Annotated in this window: 15 protein-coding genes; 7 read left to right on the top strand and 8 right to left on the bottom strand. The window is 71.1% G+C overall.

What is annotated here, in order from left to right; all coding sequences use genetic code 11:
* Nucleotides 1-111 precede the first annotated feature (111 nt).
* From ACFQV6_RS22305 to ACFQV6_RS22290, 4 genes are read right to left on the bottom strand one after another with little or no spacing between them, the layout of a single operon-like run.
* Nucleotides 112-855, bottom strand: coding sequence for an ABC transporter ATP-binding protein (locus ACFQV6_RS22305; protein WP_378029475.1), 744 nt, complete (start codon nucleotides 853-855; stop codon nucleotides 112-114).
* The gene (locus ACFQV6_RS22300) at nucleotides 852-1,634 is read right to left on the bottom strand and encodes a zf-HC2 domain-containing protein (protein WP_378029474.1); all 783 of its coding nucleotides are present in this window, start codon (nucleotides 1,632-1,634) and stop codon (nucleotides 852-854) included. Before ACFQV6_RS22300 ends, ACFQV6_RS22305 begins: the two co-directional genes overlap by 4 nt.
* Nucleotides 1,631-2,170, bottom strand: a complete 540-nt coding sequence (locus ACFQV6_RS22295; RefSeq protein WP_378029473.1) for an RNA polymerase sigma factor — start codon at nucleotides 2,168-2,170, stop codon at nucleotides 1,631-1,633. The genes ACFQV6_RS22300 and ACFQV6_RS22295 overlap by 4 nt, the downstream gene beginning before the upstream one ends.
* 34 nt (nucleotides 2,171-2,204) lie before the next feature.
* Nucleotides 2,205-7,379, bottom strand: coding sequence for an SCO7613 C-terminal domain-containing membrane protein (locus ACFQV6_RS22290; RefSeq protein WP_378029472.1), 5,175 nt, complete (start codon nucleotides 7,377-7,379; stop codon nucleotides 2,205-2,207).
* Nucleotides 7,380-7,610: 231 nt separating this feature from the next.
* Between ACFQV6_RS22290 and ACFQV6_RS22285 the strand changes: the two genes are divergently transcribed.
* The 4 genes from ACFQV6_RS22285 to ACFQV6_RS22270 all read left to right on the top strand — a co-directional run bounded on the left by ACFQV6_RS22285 (nucleotide 7,611) and on the right by ACFQV6_RS22270 (nucleotide 11,918).
* The gene (locus tag ACFQV6_RS22285; RefSeq protein WP_378029471.1) at nucleotides 7,611-8,765 is read left to right on the top strand and encodes an acyl-CoA dehydrogenase family protein; all 1,155 of its coding nucleotides are present in this window, start codon (nucleotides 7,611-7,613) and stop codon (nucleotides 8,763-8,765) included.
* Nucleotides 8,766-9,424: 659 nt separating this feature from the next.
* Nucleotides 9,425-9,787 carry a hypothetical protein gene (locus ACFQV6_RS22280; RefSeq protein WP_378029470.1) on the top strand — a complete coding sequence of 121 codons (363 nt, stop codon included), beginning with the start codon at nucleotides 9,425-9,427 and terminating at the stop codon, nucleotides 9,785-9,787.
* Nucleotides 9,787-10,452, top strand: a complete 666-nt coding sequence (locus ACFQV6_RS22275; RefSeq protein WP_378029469.1) for a nucleotidyl transferase AbiEii/AbiGii toxin family protein — start codon at nucleotides 9,787-9,789, stop codon at nucleotides 10,450-10,452. Before ACFQV6_RS22280 ends, ACFQV6_RS22275 begins: the two co-directional genes overlap by 1 nt.
* Before the next feature lie 482 nt (nucleotides 10,453-10,934).
* The gene (locus tag ACFQV6_RS22270; protein WP_378029468.1) at nucleotides 10,935-11,918 is read left to right on the top strand and encodes an endonuclease/exonuclease/phosphatase family protein; all 984 of its coding nucleotides are present in this window, start codon (nucleotides 10,935-10,937) and stop codon (nucleotides 11,916-11,918) included.
* A 12-nt stretch (nucleotides 11,919-11,930) separates the two neighbouring features.
* Here the strand turns inward: ACFQV6_RS22270 and ACFQV6_RS22265 are convergent, their stop codons facing one another.
* Together ACFQV6_RS22265 and ACFQV6_RS22260 are read right to left on the bottom strand one after the other, a co-directional pair.
* Entirely contained in the window at nucleotides 11,931-13,070 is a 1,140-nt protein-coding gene (locus ACFQV6_RS22265; RefSeq protein ID WP_378029467.1) for an acyltransferase family protein, read from the bottom strand.
* A 63-nt stretch (nucleotides 13,071-13,133) separates the two neighbouring features.
* A complete protein-coding gene (locus ACFQV6_RS22260) occupies nucleotides 13,134-13,943 on the bottom strand; it encodes a class I SAM-dependent methyltransferase (protein ID WP_378029466.1) in 810 nt (269 codons plus the stop codon).
* A gap of 44 nt (nucleotides 13,944-13,987) precedes the next feature.
* Here ACFQV6_RS22260 and ACFQV6_RS22255 point away from each other — a divergent pair, with 44 nt between their 5' ends.
* Entirely contained in the window at nucleotides 13,988-14,968 is a 981-nt protein-coding gene (locus ACFQV6_RS22255) for an MBL fold metallo-hydrolase (protein WP_378029465.1), read from the top strand.
* Nucleotides 14,969-15,173: 205 nt separating this feature from the next.
* On the top strand, nucleotides 15,174-15,452 hold the full coding sequence (locus ACFQV6_RS22250; protein ID WP_378029464.1) for a hypothetical protein: 279 nt from the start codon (nucleotides 15,174-15,176) through the stop codon (nucleotides 15,450-15,452).
* Here ACFQV6_RS22250 and ACFQV6_RS22245 read toward each other — a convergent pair.
* Complete coding sequence (locus ACFQV6_RS22245; protein ID WP_378029463.1) at nucleotides 15,416-16,498, bottom strand: FAD-dependent oxidoreductase; 1,083 nt, start codon at nucleotides 16,496-16,498, stop codon at nucleotides 15,416-15,418. The two genes, ACFQV6_RS22250 and ACFQV6_RS22245, sit on opposite strands and share 37 nt — an antisense overlap.
* A gap of 129 nt (nucleotides 16,499-16,627) precedes the next feature.
* On the opposite strand from ACFQV6_RS22245, the gene ACFQV6_RS22240 reads away from it, so the two are divergent.
* Nucleotides 16,628-17,518, top strand: coding sequence for a helix-turn-helix domain-containing protein (locus ACFQV6_RS22240; RefSeq protein WP_378029462.1), 891 nt, complete (start codon nucleotides 16,628-16,630; stop codon nucleotides 17,516-17,518).
* Nucleotides 17,519-17,871: 353 nt separating this feature from the next.
* Here the strand turns inward: ACFQV6_RS22240 and ACFQV6_RS22235 are convergent, their stop codons facing one another.
* Nucleotides 17,872-18,576 (bottom strand): class I SAM-dependent methyltransferase, encoded by a 705-nt coding sequence (locus ACFQV6_RS22235; protein ID WP_378029461.1) that lies wholly within the window; start codon nucleotides 18,574-18,576, stop codon nucleotides 17,872-17,874.
* Nucleotides 18,577-18,596: the final 20 nt, after the last annotated feature.

The raw sequence follows: 18,596 nt of genomic DNA, 5'->3' as shown, positions 1-18,596 counted from the left end.
AAGCGGAAGTTGACCTTGTCATTGAGCCTTTTTCAACGTGGCGAGGGCCTCGGTCGCCGGCGCCGCACAACGGCCCGGCAGCTTCAGGCCCGATGCCAGGTTGAAAATTGCTCATTGACGTGCCGCCCGAAGAACGGCGGTGTAACCGCGCTCGATGGCGGAGTCGCCGACGTCCCCGTCACCGCCAGCCGCGGCCAGCTGCTCCGGCGTGCCGGTGAAGACCAGCCTGCCCCCGTCGACCAGGCTGACCCGCTCGCACGCCATCGCCACGTCCTCCACCAGGTGGGTGCTGACCAGCACGCACGCGTCCACGCCCAGCTCACGCAGCAGGGCCCGGAACTCGACCCGCTGCTCCGGATCGAGACCCGCTGTCGGCTCGTCCAGCAGGAGAAGCCGGGGGTCGTTGACGATCGCCTGGGCGATGCCGACCCGGCGCTGCATGCCGCCGGAGAGCGTCTTCATCCGGTCGTCGGCGCGGTCCAGCAGGCCGACCCGTTCCAGCGCCCGGTCCACCGCGACCGGGATCCGGTGCGGCGGCATCTCCTTGAGCCAGGCGAAGTATTCGACGAACTCCCGCGCGGTGAACCGCGGGTAGAAGCCGAAGCTCTGCGGTAGGTAACCGAGCTGCCTGCGGACCGTGCGCAGGTCCTTCCGGTCGGTGATCGTGCTGCCCAGCAGGCGGATGCCGCCGTCGTCGGGGCGGGCGACGGTGGCGAGCACCCGCATCAGGGTGGTCTTGCCGGCGCCGTTCGGGCCGAGCAGACCGTGCACGCCGGTGTCCAGCGCCAGGTCCAGGCCGTCCAGGACGAGCCGGCTGCCGAAGCGGACTGTCAGTTCCTCGATCGCGACCGTCACCGGTGTGCCTCCCGTTTGATCTGCCCGCGGTTCGTCTGCTGGTGGGTGAGGGTCACGGCCGCGATGACGATCAACGCGAGCCAGACCGGGGTGGTCTGCGTGGTGACCAGCTGGGCGCCGCGTTCCGGGGACCACAGGGTTCCGGCGACCAGCACGAACCAGCCGGTGCCGACCACCGATCCGGCGACGGCCGGACCGGTCAGCGTGGCGAGGGCCAGGGTCAGGGCGGTGAGGGCGCAGCACGGGAGCAGCCAGACAGCCGGTGCGCCCAGTCCGGTGGCCAGCCCGCCAGCGGCGGCCACCGGCAGGGAGACGGCGAGTACGGACAGGGTGCGCCACAGGACGATGCGGAGACCGCCGTAGACGGTGGAGCCGACCAGTTCGTCCAGAGGGTCGGTGCGCGGGCCGTACGAGGCGGCGGTACCCAGTACCGGCAGGGCCGGAGCGATCATCAGCAGCAGCCAGCGGGGGGCGGTGCCGTCGGGCATCCAGGTGACCGCGAGGGTGAGTGCCACGGTCACCAGCACGGCGGAGAGCCAGGCGACGCGGGCCTGCGGGCCCGCCCCGATCAGCAGCTGGATCCGGCGTGCCCGGGTGGGCCGGCGGACCCGGCCCTGTGGTGGCAGGTCCGGGGGAGGGCCGGCGGGTTCGTCGTACGGAATCCTGGTCCGGCATGTCCCGCAGCGCTCCAGGTGCGCCTCGACCGACCACACCCCTGCCTCGTCCAGACCACCCTCCACCCAGGCGAGCAGCTGGGCGTCGGTCGCGTGATACGTCATGACAGGGCCTCTCGCAGCAGGCGCCGGGCTCGCATGGCCCGGGTCTTGACCGTTCCCTCGGGCAGGCCGAGAAGCAGGGCGGCCTCGCGGACGCTCAGCCCGTCCAGGACCGTCGCCCGCAGGACCGCGCGCAGTTCGGGGGAGAGCTGCCGCAACGCCTCGACCACCGCGGTGTCCCAGACCTGGTCGAGCGCCTCGTCCTCGGCGGACGGATGCCGGCCGTGCACGTGATCGCCGGCCTCCTCGACGGTCCGCGGGCGGACCGCGGCCCGGCGGCGTGCGTCGATCAGGCGGCTGAGCGCGATCGACCAGAGCCAGCCGGCCACCTCGCCGGTGCCCGCGTAACCGGCGGCCGCCCGCCACACCGCCAGGAACGTCTCCTGGAGCAGTTCGGCGGCGAGTTCCGGATCGGGGCAGCGGCGGCGCAGCCGGACCGAGAGCCACGGCGCGTGCGCCCGGTAGAAGGCGTGGAAGGCCGCCCGGTCACCGGCCGCGATCCGGCGTAGTGCCGCGGCGTCGTCCCCACTCGTTCCCACGTGAAGTAAGGACGCACCGCGGCGGGATTCGGTTCTACCTCATCCGGGACACGACGTTGCGCAGCTCCTGAGCCCGTCGGCGGCTCTCGCTCGTGGCGCCGAGGAACAGCAGGACCACCCCGATCGGCACCAGCATCAGCCACGGGCCGCCCAGCGTGAAGGCGAACCGGAACGCGGCGATGACCGTGGCGATGGTGCCCACCACCACGGGTGCCTGCTGGCGCGACCGCGAACCGATGATCAGCGTGATCACGGCGCCGAGCAGCAGGAGCACCACACGTACGTCCCCGCCGTTGCCGGCCAGCACGATCCCGGCCGTCGGCACGAACGCGGCGAGCAGCGCCGGCCCGTACGCCGCCCAGCTGCTCAGATCCGGCCGGTGGTGCGCCTCGACCACACCGACCGCGAGCGCGAGAACCGCGAACGGCAGCGTGTACGCCTCCGGCAGCCCCACCTCGGCGAGCGCGATGAACAGCCACCAGCCGAGGATCTCGAAGCCGACCGCCAGCCAGAACAGGGTGCGGCGCTGGCTCGGGGTGCGGTCCGGGCGGGACGCCGTCAGGCCGAGCACCGCGCCCCAGGCGGCCAGCAGGGCGGCCAGGTGGGGGAGCGAGTCGAAGGCCAGTACGCCGGCGATGAGGGCGGACGCGTACCCGCACCACTCGACGGTGACCGCTTCGGCCCGGTACTGCGGCAGCCCGAGCCGGGGCAGGGCCGCCTCCAGGGAGAGCAGGGCGGCACCGACCGCCAGCACGCCGAACGCCGCCCAGTGCCGTTCCAGACCGGCCGCGATCGCACCGGTCATCACGAACATCTGCCCCATGAACGCGGTGAACAGCCAGCCCAGGATGCGTGCCATCTGGGTGCGCCCGGCGATCGCGGCGACCAGCCCGACACCGACCGCGCTGCCCAGCGTGAACAGGGTGAGCGGCTGCTCGGCGAGGCTGCCGGCCAGACCGGCTCCGCCGGCGAGCAGACCGACCGCGAAGACCACGTTGCGGGTGGTGCGCAGCAGCGGGGCCCGGGTCACCACCGGTGGCGGGGTGAGCGCCAGGCCGAGCATCGAGATGGTGAAGACGAGCAGCGCGGAACCGGTCGCCGCCGGGAACGACGCGTGCAGGGCGATCGGCGTGATCAGCAGGGTCAGCGCGATGCCGGGCAGCACCACGGGTACGGCCTCGGACGCCTTGCCGCCGAAACCGATCGCGGCGAGCGCCGCGGCGCCGGTGAGCAGCAGCGCGGCCAGTGCGCCGGTGGCGTCGACGTTGCCCGCGTCCGGGGTGACGAGCTCCGGGATCGGCCCCTCCCAGATCGCCCGCAACTGCATGAGCGGGTCGATGAGGGCGGCGCGCAGGGCCGGTGCCAGCGAGAAGAGCGCCAGCACGGTCGGGATCAGGGCCAGCGCCACCGCACCGGTCGCCGGGTCGGCCAGCCAGCGCTCGCCCCAGGCGCCGGTCAGCCCGCTCGATCGGAACGCACCCCGGCGGACCCGGGTGAACCGGGAGGACGGCGGGAACTCGATCGGCGCGACCCGCTCGATGGGAGCGGGCACGGCGCCGCGCAACAGTTCGGCCATCACGCCGAGCAGGGCGGCGGCCGCCGCGTACAGAGCTGTGGAGTAGTCGGTCGGCAGCGAGGTGAGCGCCGTGATCGTGGCGCCCAGCATCAGGCCGATCGTGGCCCAGGGCAGGTATTGGGCGAGGTGCCTGCCGAACGCGGCGAGCAGAGCCAGGCCCAGGCTGGAACCGGCCAGGGCGGCGGTCAGCACCACCTGGATGCCGTGCCCCTGGTCGGCGGCGACGGCGGCGAAGACACCGGGCAGCGCGAGCAGGATGCTGCCGGTGGCGGCACCGCCGATCTGGGCCCGGTGCGGCGGCAGCACGAGGACGGCCGGCTGACCCGGCTCCATCTGAACGAACTCCACGGTCGGTACGGGTTCGTCGGGTGTCGCGGCGACCGGGCGCGGCGCGACCCGGGCCATCACCGCGACCAGGGAACCGAGCAGCACGACGAGCAGCAGGGCCAGTGCGGTCGACCACGGCTGGGCCAGTCCGGTGGCGGTGGCGTGCAGCAGCACGACGGCGGCGACCGCGGCACGGGCCCGCGCCGGTGACGGCTGGACGGCGGCGACCGCTGCCAGCGCGTAGGCGATGGCGACCGCACCACCGACAACCAGCGGCGACCACCAGGGCAGCCCGAACGCCCACGGTGCGCCGATGGTGGCGAGCGCGGCGGCCAGCCCCGAGGCGTAGGACGCATGCGGTTTCGGCATCGCGATCGCGGCCGTGATCGCGATCATGACCAGCGCGAACGGGGCCTGCCAGGCGCCGGGCGGAGGATCGGCCGCGTACTGGCTGAGGTCGGCGCCCCAGAGCGGGCCCGGCGCGGAGAGGATCCGCAGGCCGCCGACGAGCGCCTGCCAACCGGCGATCGCGCCCACCACCAGCGCGGCGATGGCCAGGCCGCGGGCCGGGCCACGCCGCCAGTCGTCCATCAGCACGGTGACACCCATGCCGACCAGCAGCACGACCACACCGGCCACGGCGAGAGGCGCGTTCGGGAAGGCGAGCGCGGCGACCCGGGCCAGGGCACCGCAGATCGCGACGGTGGCGGCCGCGGCGGCGATGTCGGGCCCGTCCAGCATCCGGTCGTTGCGCCCGCGGGCGTCGATCGACTTGGCGAAGAAGAGCAGGCCGGCGGCGCCCAGCAGCAATGCGCCGACCCAGAGGTCGGGTGCGGTGGCGCCGGGCGCGAACAACGCGGCGAACGCCATCGCGAGCGCGCCCAGGCCGGTGCCGACGGTCAGCGGCAGGCTGATCTCGCGGCGGGCCACCTGGAAGACGGCCGCGTAACTGAGGGTGCCGGCCACCGCGAGGAAGCCGGCGGCAAGGGCGGGCACTGTCGCGCCCGCGGTCGGCGGAGGACCGCCACCGGTGTCCGAGATCGCCAGGGCGGCGGTGACAGCGGCGCCCGGCAGCGCGAGCGCGGCGGCCCCCGAGGCCCAGTCGCCGACCAGCCAGGCGAAGAGCCGGACCGGGATCTGGCGGGCCGCGATCGCCACCATCACACCCGCTCCGGCGATCGCGGTCAGCACCGCCGCGGTCAGCCAGGAGGCGCTGAGCGCGGCGCCGGCCCCGAACAGGCCCACCACACCGGCCGCCACGACGTGGGTGATCGCGATCCGGTGGGTGCCCGCCCAGAGGCCCGCGGCGCCCAGGCCGATGGACGCCAGCACGAGCGGCCAGGGCGCTTCCGACCAGGGCAGACTCAGCGAGGCCGGCACGGAGAGGGCGGTCAGCGCGATGCCGGCGACGGCACCCTCGTGCCGGATGCCGACGGGCAGGGCCAGCGCGGCGGCGATGGTCAGCAGCAGGGCGCAGAACGCCAGCAGCCAGCCGGCCGGGGAGACCGACTCGGCCAGCTTCTGTGCGTAGGCGGCGGTGTCGGCGTTCCAGATCGGCCGGGCCGCGGCAACCGGTGCGATGGCGGCACGCAGCGCGTCGACGGCCACGATCAGGCCGATCAGGGTCAGGGCGCCGGCCGACGCGTACTGCGGGCCGCGCCGGATCGGCTCGGCCAGCAGCCCGACGATCGCACCGGTCAGGGCGACCGTCGCGGCGGCGGCGACAAGCGTCCAGCGCGGGTCGACGACGTCGGCCACGCGGGCGGTCGCACCGATCACCGCGAGGGTGAGCACCGCGCCCGCGACGTTCAGCGCGAGCGGGTGCCGCAGCAGGCGGGCGGCGGCGACCGCGGTGGCCGCGGCGGCCACCAGGATCAGGCCGGAGCGCAGAGCGTCGCCCACCACCTGGGCCTGGAGCAGTGCCACCGACGAGTAGATCAGCGCACCGGCGCAGGCCACGCAGAGCAGGAAGAACGTCAGCTCACGCAGCCAGTCGGCCGACGGCGGGGTCGCGGGCGGCGCGAGCGGCACGGAACCGGCCGGGGGTGCGCCCTCCGGACGCGGCCCGGGGAAGATCCGGGTGGGGATCCACCGCCGGCGGGGCCGGGTCAGACCGGGAATGATCAGGTCCGGCTCCTCCGGCCGGGACTCCGGGCGCGGTGGGGCGTCGGCCGCGTACGCCGAGGGGTCCGCCGGGTCGGGCGCGCCCTCCCGGCGGGCGAACCGCTCAGCGTCGTCGTCGGCCTCCGCGAGCGACACCCGGTCGGCGGCCACCGGCCGCCCCAGCGGCCATCGCGGCACCAGCCGCCCCGACCGGATCACGGTGGTGAGCAGCAACAGGTCGAGCACGGCCACGGTGGTCAGGGCCAGGCCCCAGCCGGCCGGGCTCTGGATCAGGGGGTACGCGAGGAGCGGCGCCACCGGCTGGGTGGCGATGACCGTCGCGTACCGGGGGGCGGCCAGGCGCGTGACACCGGCGTAGACGAAGCTCGCGACCGCGGTGAGCGCGAAGGTGAGACCCAGATACAGGGCGACCGGCACGTCCGGGCCGCCGGTCAGCGCGCTGCCGTGAAGCGCGTACAGCGTCATCGGCAGCAGGATCAGGCCGACCGCGGCGATCGTCTCACCGGTCGAGGTCAGGCCCCGCCGGGCCACCCCCGGTGCCACCGTCAGCGCGATGCCGGTCGCCAGGGCCAGGATGAGGGCGCGGGCGAACGGGTTGCTGACCGCCACGCCGGCGAAGACCACGGCTGCCACACCGAGCAGCAGTGCGCCGAGGCCGAGAAGAATGTTCTGCACCGATTGGCTGGAGGCCTCCGGCGGGTGCTCCATGGTGGCCAGTGGTGGTCGCCGCGGAGCCGGCGGCGGGACGACCCGCTCCGTCGGGGGTGGATCGTCGACCAGGAGGGTGACGCCGTCGGTGGCGACCCCGGGCGATCCGCTGTAGGCCGAACCAGGCTCGGCCCAGTCCGGTGGGCCCTCGGCGGGGCGCCGCCGGAAGGACTCGCCTCGTGCGGGCTGCGTTTCCGCCTCGCGCTCCGCCTCGCGCTCCGGCTGGCGGCCGGTGGGCGGCGGGGGCGGCGGGAAGTCGTCGCCCTGCGGCTGGCGCCGGACGCGGCGGCTCTTCGAACCCTTGGACTTCTGCGCGTGCGCGAGGATGTCGCGCTGGAACTGGGCAGCCTGAATCTTGCTCGCGATCTGCGTCCGCTCCTTGGCGGCCTGCATGTCACGTATCTTCAGATCCGCGATGGAGGCATCAATCCGAGCCAGTTCGTCCGCGTAGTCGGGCTCGTCAGCCTTCGCCACAAGACCTCCTTGACCAGCCGGCGGCGCTAGGTATTTAGAGCATGCCGGTACGACACCTCATTAGAACAGTCTCAACCGGGTGGAGATCTGTGGAAACGACCCCGAACCCGGCACTTTTCCAGCACGCGCGGCACCGGGCGGGGATATTCGGCACAGTGCCCTCCTGTTGCCAGAAGCACGCTACGCGCCGGTAACATAGCGGCGGGACCGCCTGAGGGAAGGTTAAGGAGCATGGCTGAGTTCGACGTCTACCGGCTTCCGGAAGACCACGAGACGATCCGCGCCGCCGTGCGCGAGGTCTGCGAGGCGCGGGTCGCCCCGCACGCGGCCGAGGCCGACGAGACCAGCGAGTTCCCCAAGGCGTCCTACGACGCCCTCCGCTCGTCCGACTTCCACGCACCGCACATCCCGGTGGAATACGGCGGAGCCGGCGCGGACGCCCTCGCCACCGCGATCGTGATCGAGGAGGTGGCCCGTGTCTGCGCCTCGTCCTCACTGATCCCCGCGGTCAACAAGCTCGGCACGATGCCGCTGCTCATCGCCGGTTCCGAAGACCTCAAACAGCGCTACCTGACCAGGGTGGCCTCGGGCGAGGCGATGTTCTCCTACTGCCTCTCCGAGCCCGAAGCCGGCTCCGACGCCGCCTCGATGACCACCCGAGCCGTCCGCGACGGCGACCACTGGGTGCTCAACGGCGTCAAGCGGTGGATCACCAACGCCGGCGTGTCCGAGTTCTACACCGTCTTCGCGGTCACCGACCCGGCCGCCCGCTCCCGCGGCATCTCCGCCTTCGTCGTGGAGAAGTCGGACGAGGGTGTCAGCTTCGGAGCACCGGAGAAGAAACTCGGCATCAAGGGCTCACCGACCCGCGAGGTCTACTTCGACAACGTACGCATCCCCGCCGACCGCATGATCGGCGCCGAGGGCACCGGCTTCGCCACCGCCATGCAGACCCTCGACCACACCCGGGTCACCATCGCCGCCCAGGCCATCGGCATCGCACAGGGCGCGCTCGACTTCGCCCTGTCGTACGCCAAGGAGCGCAAGCAGTTCGGCAAGCCCATCGCCGACTTCCAGGGCCTCCAATTCATGCTCGCCGACATGGGCATGAAACTCGAGGCGGCCCGCCAGCTCACCTACACCGCCGCCGGCAAGAGCGAACGCGGCGACGCCGACCTGACCTACTTCGGCGCCGCCGCCAAGTGCTTCGCCTCCGACGCCGCCATGGAAATCACCACCGACGCGGTTCAGGTTCTGGGTGGGTACGGCTACACCCGCGACTATCCGGTGGAACGCATGATGCGCGATGCCAAGATTACCCAGATCTACGAGGGCACCAACCAGGTCCAGCGGATCGTGATGGCGCGGCAGCTTTTGAAGGGCTAAGCGAGCGGAGTTTTATCAGGTCAGACCGGGGTTGGCTGATAGTAGTCAACCCCGGTCTGTTATCTACGAGTCGCGCGTAGATGTCTGCGATTCACGGAGGTGCGATAAAGGCCGTGGCGGAACGCGGATGGCGGGGCCGCCATCGACAGTTGACCGGTGACGTTTACGCAGCTCAATCGTGTTCTTGGTGGCGTTGCCGTTGCGGCATGCCTTCCTCGGTCTACTTGGTTCGTCTTCGGTCGTTCGTGGTTGTCTTCGGTTGGCGTGCTGGGCAAATCCTGGGCACGTCCATCTTCGATGGGAATCTAGCGATCATTTGGCTGTGCCGAGCCCCTGACTGCGGCATCCGAGTTGACGCCGCCTGTATTCGTCCGCTTGGACGGAACTTGGTGGATGGGTGACCCTACGGGCTGGGTTGAGGTGGCATCGCGACGCCAAAACGTCAAGCTTGACCTCTGGCATCACCGCCTCGTTCATGGGGCGCTCTGGATGTAATCCACCGCGAACCAGCGGCAACCCGGTCAGTAGAGCCGGGCGGTTCCGGCCGCATGAGACGTCGGCAGCAGCATCCTGTGCTGGCCGCTTGCTCCCGCCACTGGCGGTACGATCTGTATCGGATCCTGCCCGCCTGCCGGACACGCTATGAGAGGTACAGGACTGTGGCTAAGCTGACCGAGCCGGGGCCTGGCGCGCCGCGCGGCTCACGGTACGCAGATCAGCGGCCGTACGTCGTCATCGAGGAATTCGGTGAACTGGACGGGCCGATTACGGGTCAGGTCGTGCTCAGCCGACGGCTCGACTGGTCCGGGCGTGCGCGATACGACCTCGACAACCCGCGCCGACTCGCCAGCATGTACGAGACCGTTCTGCGCGAGGCGACAACCACCGAGGATCTCCAGCTTTGGCTGAGCGGTCCAACGCTCCTGCGCCTTTGGAACAGCCTGGTCCTTCCGCCGCAGGTGCGACTCGCTTGGGAGGCTAAGCATCCGGTGCTCGCCGAAGCCCGCAGAGCCGCCGCGTAGTGCCACACGAGGCAGAGCCGCTGCACCTCGTGCTCGCCGAGATCGGTCTACGGGCGGGCGGTCCGTTCGGGTTCGCCCTGGCCGGAGGTCATGCCGTCGCTGCGCACGGCATCATCGACAGGCCGAGTGAGGACGTCGACCTTTTCGCCGACTGGCAACGGCGTGCTGACTTTCCTACAGCTGTTGATGCGGTCATCGCCGCCTTCGAAAGCGAGGGGTTCGGTGTTGTGGTCGATCTCCGCTTAGAGACATTTGCCCGGCTGCACGTCAGTCAGGCCGCCGACCCGGGCCAGCAACATCGAGTCGAACTCGTCGCCAACTGGCGCGCTCAATCGCCCGTTGAGATGCAGATCGGTCCGGTCCTGCACCCCGACGACGTGATGGCGGGCAAGATGGACGCCTTGTACAACCGGGCCGCCGCGCGGGATTTCATCGACATCGACGCCGCTATAACTCGTGGCCGGTATACGCCGAAGCAGCTGTGCAACCTGGCGTCGGAGGCCGATGCCGGATTCGATCGGCAGTTCTTCGCGCAGATGCTCGGTGCGATCAACCGTTTCGACGATCAAGACTTCATCGACTACGGGCTCGAACCCGGCCAAGTTGCGGCGATGCGCGAACGTTTCCGGACCTGGCAGGCCGAACTGCAGACCTCGCCGCAGTGACCAAAGCAGGGGCCCCTAATCGGCTCAGCTGATGGCGATCGTGCTGGTTGTTGTTGATCGCTGCTGGATGGTTTTAAGTCGCACTACGTCGATGGAGGAGTTCGCGGAGGTGGACTGAACGCGCTGATGGCCACGTCGGCGTTCTGGGCAAATCCTGGGCGAGGGGTGCCGTGAGCGACGTTTTCGCAGTTCAGGACATATCTTTCCAAGATCACCCAGATCTACGAAGGGACCAACCAGGTCCAGCGCATCGTCATGGCGCGCCAGCTCCTCAAGGACTGACTCTCGGTAGTCGCAGGGCTTGGTCGGCGTGCAGTTCGCCGGCCGGCCGAGGAAGTCCCGGCTGCCCGGCCCGGCATAGAACGGCAAGCGGGTAATGGTGATCGGATTCCGGGCGCCCATGAGCGCAGCGCTGACGCCGCTCGCGGGCTTGGCCTCGCTGGTGTGGGTAAACCGGCTCGGGCGTGGGCACACTTGACGGGATGTCGCGCTGGTTGACGATGGTGGCCGCCTCGGTGGCAGGGCTTGTGCTGGCCGCTGTCCTGGTTCCGGTGGTGGCGACCGCACCGAAGACCATCACCGGTGCCGCGTTCCGGGTGGTGACGTTCAACGTCTGCGGTGGCAACGCCGCGGGCAGGCTCAACGCCGATCCGCCGCAGGGCTGCATGTACCGGCCGCTGGATCTGGCTGACTCCGAGGCCTGGGCCGCTCGGCTGAAGGCGCAGATCCTGACCGGCGGTGCCCGGGAACCCGACGCCGTCATGTTTCAGGAGATGTGTGCCACCCAGCGGGAACTCGTCGCGAAGGAGCTGCCCGGCTATGCGGTGGCCTGGCTGCCCTTCCGGACCAATCACTACGCGTGCCCGGAGTGGGACGAGCGGGTGCGTGACGCCTCCGACCCGGCCGGGCGGGAGTTCGGCACCGCGATCTTCTTCCGGGGCGGGATCACGGAGGGTCCGCTGACGACCGCGCTTCCGGTGGTGGTCCAGGAGAGCGACACCCGGGGTCTGCTCTGTGCCGCATCTCCGATCGGCGGGCGGGAGGCGCTGGTGTGCACCGTGCACAACGCCACCACCCTGCTCGACGAGGGGGCACCGCAGACCGCCGGCCAGATCGAGCAGTGGGCGCGGGGCCGGCCGGTCATTCTCGGCGGTGACTTCAATGCCGGACCGGAGGATTCCCACCTCGGTGTCTTCTACGGCATCGACGGCGGCACGGGCTCGTTCGCCGAGGTCGACCAGGCCGACCGGGAACACTTTCCGGAGCGGTGCGAAGGACGGCTGACGTGCCGGGCCGGCGCTTCCACGGTCACCGGGGGCAATGACAAAAAGGACTACCTCTTCGGTACGGCCTCGCAGCTCGTCTGGACCGATGGCGAGGCCGTCGACCCGGTCGGCCTGACCCGCATCCCGGACCACCGCGCGCTGATCGGCGACGCCGCCTGGCGCGTCACCGCCCACCCGTAGTCATCGCCGTAGTCAACGCCCACCCGTGGGCACCGGCACCGGCGGCGGGGCAGTGTCGGCCGGTGCGGCGGCGACCTCGGAGGGCCGGTTCCGCCGGCGGGTGAGAACCCGCATCATCGGCATCTCCACGCCGTGGTGCAGCACGATCGCCGAGACCAAGGCGAAGCAGAACGTGGCCAGGACCAGGACCAGGGCGGCCACCGTCGGGCGGTGCGGTTCGTCGTCGCCGAAGGTGTGGCGTACGGCGTAGAGGCAGATCTCGTGAACCATGTAGAAGGCGAACGAGATCTCGCCCAGGTAGACGAGCCGCTTCGCCCGCCAGATCGAGGTGGTGCCTCGGACGTCGGCGAGCGCGGCGGCCGGCAGCAGCAGCGTGAAGCCGAGGACGGTACAGGCGGCGTCGCGGGCCAGGCCGTACTCCTCGGGCAGGAAGGCGGCCACGGCCATCCCGGCGGCGATCACCGCGATGCCGGTGATCATGCCCGGACCGCGCCAGTGGCCGCCGCGGACCAGCAGGGCGAGGCACATGCCGAGCAGGAACTCGACCATCCGGACCGGCGGCAGGTGGTACACGATGAAGTGCGCGGACCAGCCGAACGGCTCGTCGAGCAGCTTGACGGCGAACGGCAGCGCCGCGACGAAGAGCAGGGACGATCCGGCGATGCCCCACCAGGCGGCCGGCTTGAGCCGCCGGAGCCCGGCGTAGAGCAGCGGGAAGCACAGGTAGAAGAACGCCTCGCAGCTCAGCGACCAGGACGGTGCGTTGAACGAGTACCAGATGTCGTCGCGCCCGGGCACCCAGGAGTGCAGCAGCGTCAGGTTGTAGAACATCCGCTCGAAGTCGACGACCGGCATGTCCCGCCAGGACAGCAGCAGACAGGCGACCAGGAACGTCACGAAATGGTTCGGGTAGATCTTGGAGAACCGGCGCCACAGGAACCGGCTCGTGGTGTCCGCCGGGCGCACCGACCAGGCGAGCACGAAGCCGGAGAGGATGTAGAAGAACGAGACCCCGGACCGGCCGGCGGCCAGCAGCGAGTCGAGCGCGCCCTGTGCCCGGCTGTCGGCGACGAAGAAGTTGCTCTCACTCTGGATGTGCAGAAAGAAGATCATCAGGGCGGCGATCCAGCGCAGCCCCGTCAGCGAATCCAAGCGAGTGGTAGTAGTCGGCATTTCTAGTCCCCGTGATGTTGCTGAAATTCTCGGCGATGGATGCTAGCCGTTGGTCCCGGCCGCGATGATCACTGAGACCGGGATCACCAGGCCACTCGACTCCGCGTACCGGCCGGCGAGACGGTCGAAGGCCTCCCGGATGCGGTGGCGGACGTCGGCGGGCTGGGCAAGAACCACCGCTGAGGTCCGCACCGTTCCGTCGAGCAGGCCGGTCCAGAGGTCGCCGGCACTGGGCAGCCACTGGGTGAACCCGACGGTGGTGATCTCGACGTCGGTGTAGCCGGCTGTCCGGAACAGATCCGACAGGGCGCCCGGTTCGGCGTACCGGAAGAACGACGGCCCGGATGGAAGATCAGCAGGCGGCGTCGCACCTGCCTCGGCGATCGCGTCCAGCAGGACCCCGACGAACCTGGCCCGTTCCGGCAGGTCCCACACGCTCAGCGCGAGACGCCCGCCCGGCGTGAGCACCCGTGCGCACTCGGCGGCGACGCCCGGCGGATCAGCCAGGTGGTGCAGCAGAAAATTTCCCACCACAGCGTGGAAGGACGCGGCGGCAAACGGCAGCGACTCGGCCGGAGCCTGCCGGAACTCGATCTCCGGGAAGCGGCGCCGGGCCAGCGTGACCATCGCCGTCGAAAGATCAATCCCGATCGGCGCCGCGCCGCGTTCGGCGGCTCGACCGGCAGCCTGACCGGGACCACAAGCGAGATCGAGTACGCGGGAGCCGGCACCCACCCGTGCGGCGTCGAGCAGCGGCTCCACCACCCGGGCGGTGATCCTGCCCAGCAGCCGGTCGTAGCCTTCGGCCCGTTCTTCCCAGCCGGCCTCCTCGAAGCGACGGAACGCCTCCATCCGGCCAGTGTCCCAGATCACATCGACGGGCGTACGCTGCGAGGGTGCTGCAGGTCAGGCTCACGCCGGTCGACGGCGTGCACGTCACCACCCTGATGGACAACTCATCGGACGCTCTGTTGCCCGACGAGGGGCTGGTGCGGCGCTGGGGTCTGAACGGCACGTCAGGACCCCTTCCGGTGATGCCCGCCGAGTTCGAGCTGTCCGGCAGCACCTTCGACTTCCTCCGGGCCGAGCACGGATTCTCCGCGCTTGTCGAAGTGCGGACCGGTGGGAACGCACGCCGGGTCCTGTTCGACACCGGCGTCAGCCCCGACGGCCTGATCGGCAACCTCGACCGGCTGGGAATCGCACCGGACACGTTCGAGGCGATCGTCTTCAGCCACGGCCACTTCGACCACGTGATGGGCCTGCACGGGCTGGCTCGCCGGCTGGGGCGGACAGGGCTGCCGATACTGCTGCATCCCGACTTCTGGCTGCGGCGCCGGATCGTCTCACCGGACCGGACACTGGAGTTGCCGTCGCCGAGCCGGTCGGCGATCGAGGGTGCCGGATTCGCCGTCGCGGAGGAGCAGCAGCCCTCCTTCCTGCTGGACGGGATGTTGCTGGTCACCGGTGAGGTGGACCGGACCACGCCGTGGGAGACCGGTATGCCGCCGGGTCATCAGGCGTTCCGCGACGGCGCGTGGGCGCCGGACCAGGCCGTCCACGACGACCAGGCCGTGGTGCTGCACGTCCGTGACCGGGGTCTTGTGGTGCTGACCGGTTGTGGTCACGCCGGCATCGTCAACATCGTCCGGTACGCGAAACGCCTCACCGGCATCGACCGGATCCACGCCGTGCTCGGCGGTTTCCACCTGCGTGACGGCCCGGTCGTCCCGGCCACCGTGGAAGCGCTGGCCGCCGAGGCGCCCGGGATGATCGTGCCGGCGCACTGCACGTCGTGGAAGGCACAGCAGGCGCTCGCCGCCGGCCTACCCGACGCGTACCGGCCGAACGGGGTCGGCAGCCGCTTCGAACTCTGAACCCGCCCTCGCCGGGTCCTGCCCCGCCGGGTCCTGCCGCGCCGGGTCCTGCCGCGCCGGGTCCTGCCGCGCCGGGTCCTGCCGCGCCGGGTCCTGCCGCGTCGGGTCCTGCCGCGTCGGGCAGCTGCCGCGCCGAACCCCTGCTGGTCGGGTATCCGGGATCTACCCGATGCACCCTGGCCTGCGGCGTTCCTACGGTCGATACATGAAGCGATTCGCCATCGGCGCACTCAAAGCCCTCGGTGTTCTTCTCGGGCTCTACCTTGTGGCCCGCGCAGTCGCCGAACCCTTCGTCATCGACGTCACCGACGCCTCGACCTACCGGAACGACTGGGGTGGCCCGGCCCTCGCCGGGGTACTCGCGGTGCACATGGGCCCCGGCATCCTCGCCGGCCTCGCCCTGTTCGGCGCGGCGCGGCGACGACTCGCTGACCGCCGGAAGCCGGTTCAGGTAGGTGCGGTGACGCCCAGCAGCTCGAGATAGCGCTCCAGGAAGAAAGTGCTCTTGAACTGGGCGGTCTGCTCGGCGCCGAGCACACCCATCCCGGGTTCGTAGCTGACGCCGCCCGCCGGGCCGAGCGGCAGGACGATCGCATCCGGCGCCGCCCGGTATTCGGCGAGGCCGGAATCGCCGCTGATCATGGCGCGGATGTTGGCGGCCACCACCTCGGCGTGCCGGCCCGCGGCTCGGGCCATCTTCAACTCGGGCACCGCTGTAACGTCACCCACAGCGAACACGGTCTCGTACCCGGACAGGCGCAACTGCGGCGTCACAGCAAGCCGGCCGTCCGGCTGCCGGGCCGTGGCCAGGGAAGAGTCCAGGTAATCGGTCCGGACCTGCGTGCCGAAGCACGGAAACCACAGATCCGCGGCAAGCACGTCACCGTCACCGGTGGTCACCGTGAAGGGGCGCGGGCTTCCCGGTTCCGGTTCCGGCAGGCTGCGCAGGGAAGTTCCCAGAAGCAGGCGTACGCCTAAAGCGTCCATCTGTTCGCGAATCTCCGCCCGGAACTCGTCGGGGAACCGCCCGCCGATGAGATCGCTGCCCCGCTCGACCACGGTGACTGATTTCCCCGGCCAGCACGACTTGATCTCGCCGGCGAACTCGATCCCGATCGCTCCCGCACCGAGCAGCAGCACGTGGGAGGAGCGGAGGAGCGCGTCGTGCACCCCGGCCAGCCGGTTCGCTGCCTCGTCCCGCCCGAGGGTGTCGATCTTCGCGGGGAACGGTGCTGTCGAACCGGTCGCCAGCACCACGAAGTCGGCTTGCAGTCGCGTACCGGAGGACAGCTCGACCGCGCCGGCGGACACCCTGGTCGCCCGGTCCCGGAGTATCCGGCCACGGGGCAGCAGTCCGTCGTACCTTATGAAGATCTTGTCGGTCCAGTCCGGACTGACCGCCGCACGCAGCGCGGCCACGTTGTGCACGAAGGTCTCCCGGGGTTCCACCAGGGTGACGTCGGCGACGTCGTCCAGGGCCTTGGCCACTTCGATGCCGCCGTAACCGCCGCCCACCACAATGACGTTCATCGGTGTACCTCTCGCCGATCGGGTTGTCGGGACCGACATTTCCCGGCGGGCGCGGCGGTGGGGAGGCCGCGGTCAGGGTGGTAGTGCCGGGGACACCCTCACGGCCTGCGGCGTTGCTACGGTCGGGTGGTGAGCGACAACGAGCTCGGCCTCTTTCTGCGGACCCGCCGGGAGGCGGTCACCCCGGCCGAGGCCGGTCTCGCGGCGGGTGCCCGCAGGCGTACGCCCGGACTGCGCCGATCCGAGGTCGCGATGCTCGCCGGTGTCAGCGTGGAGTACCTGATCCGGCTCGAGCAGGGCCGCGACCGGCACCCCTCGGCGCAGGTCCTCTCCGCGCTGGCGGGAGTGCTCCGCCTCACCCCTGCCGAGCGGGTCCACCTGCACCGCCTGGTCAAATCCTCCGACGCCGGCTTCTCCTGCCGCGGTGACGCCGGACCGGCTCGCACCGTCCGGCCGACCGTGCGGGCCGTGCTCGACCAGCTCGAACCAGCCGCGGCGGTGCTGGTCAACCAGCTCGGCGACATCCTGGCGCACACGGCCGGGTTCGCCCGCCTCGCCGCCCCGCTCGGCCTGCTCGACGGCACCCCGCTCAACCTGCTCGGCGGCACCCCGCCCAACCTGCTCGGCGGCACGCCGCCCAACCTGGCGCGCTACGTGTTCAGCGATCCCCGCGCCCGCTCGGTCTTCCCGGACTGGTCCCAGGTCGCCGACGAGCAGGTGGCCGCCCTGAAACAGGGCCCGTACCGGTCGAATCCCCACGTCGCCGCCCTGGCCGACGAGCTCACCGTGACGGCGGGCGACGAGTTCACCACCCGGGCGGCCAGCCTGCCCGGCCTGCCCCGAGCCAGCGGCCTGCTCCGCATCACCCATCCGGACGCCGGCCCACTCCGCCTCACCTACGAAACCCTCGAACTCTCCGCCGACGACGACCAGCGCCTGATCGTCCACCTCCCCGCTGACGAGGCAACCGCCACCGCCCTCCGCAACCTCACCCACCCCCTCCGCCTCGTAGCCGGCTGACCCCGTTGCCTCGAGCACCCCGCGTCAACGCTGCACGCCAGCCGACCGCCCCGGCTGGCCGTGAGCGGTGCTCTAAAGGCCGTGAGGCACCCCTGGGCGCCAGCCGGCCGCCCCGGCTGGGCGTGAGCGGTGCTTCGGGGGCCGTGAGGCACCCCTGGGCGCCAGCCGGTCGGCCGGGCTGGGCGTGAGCGGTGTTTTGGGGGCCGTGAGGCACCCCTGGGCGCCAGCCGACCGGCCGGGCTGGGCGTGAGCGGGGCTTCGGAGGCCGTGAGGCACCCTTGAAAGCCAGCTGGGTGGGGCGGCGGGCGGTGCTGGGGAGGGCGCGAGGCACCGCTGGCGGCCAGCTGGGGGAGTTAGGGGGCGGTGCAGAAGAGCATGGGGTTGGGGGCGGGCTGGTGGACCACCTCGTCGAGGGCGAGGAGGCGTTTGGCGACGGAGAGTTCGGCGTATTCCTGGGGGGCCGCGGCGGCGGAGACGGTGAAGTGGGAGGCGCCGTGGGCGGCCAGCCAGTCGAGGACGATGCGGCCTTCGCGGGACGGGCCGGCGCGGTGGTGGAAGACGGGGTGGTGGAAGACGTCGTGGACGGCGACCGGGGTGCCGGGGCGCAGGCGGTCGAGCAGGTGGTGCCGGTACCAGCGGGCGAACGGTGCGGTGTGCACGGCGTCGATGAAGAGCAGGTCGATCTCCTCCGGGCGCAGGTCGTCGGTCTGCCGGACGTCGCACTGGTGGAAACGCCAGCGGTCCTCGGCGAGCGAGGCCGGGATCCGTTGCGGGGCGTGACCCGCGGTGTCGTACGTGTCGAGCGTCCCGTGCCCGTTGTCGCAGAGCGCACGCAGCAGCCAGGTGGTGGACCACCCGTACTCCGCGCCGATCTCCACCACCCGGCTCGGCCGCAGCTCGCGCACGAGCAGATAGCTGATCTCGGTCTCCGCGTCGTCGAGACGCGGCCGGATCCGCGGTTGGCCGGCCAGGAGCGCGGCTTGCGCCTGGCGGGCGGCGCGCAGGGTGTCGGCGTGTTTGAAGTAAAGGCCGACGACCGTGTCCATGTCGATGGTCACGCGGCACCTCCGGACTTCAG

This window comes from Actinoplanes sp. GCM10030250 (assembly GCF_042666575.1).
GTDB lineage: Bacteria > Actinomycetota > Actinomycetes > Mycobacteriales > Micromonosporaceae > Actinoplanes.
Note: the sequence above shows the minus strand (reverse complement) of the source record. Positions and strands in the feature narration are given on the sequence as shown.

Excerpts from the sequence above, each read along its gene's own strand:
- ACFQV6_RS22245 (WP_378029463.1), bottom strand. The coding sequence starts at position 16,498 with ATGAACGTCATTGTGGTGGGCGGCGGTTACGGCGGCATCGAAGTGGCC.
- ACFQV6_RS22260 (WP_378029466.1), bottom strand. The coding sequence starts at position 13,943 with ATGGAGGCGTTCCGTCGCTTCGAGGAGGCCGGCTGGGAAGAACGGGCC.
- ACFQV6_RS22250 (WP_378029464.1), top strand. The coding sequence starts at position 15,174 with ATGAAGCGATTCGCCATCGGCGCACTCAAAGCCCTCGGTGTTCTTCTC.
- ACFQV6_RS22300 (WP_378029474.1), bottom strand. The coding sequence starts at position 1,634 with ATGACGTATCACGCGACCGACGCCCAGCTGCTCGCCTGGGTGGAGGGT.
- ACFQV6_RS22270 (WP_378029468.1), top strand. The coding sequence starts at position 10,935 with ATGTCGCGCTGGTTGACGATGGTGGCCGCCTCGGTGGCAGGGCTTGTG.
- ACFQV6_RS22285 (WP_378029471.1), top strand. The coding sequence starts at position 7,611 with ATGGCTGAGTTCGACGTCTACCGGCTTCCGGAAGACCACGAGACGATC.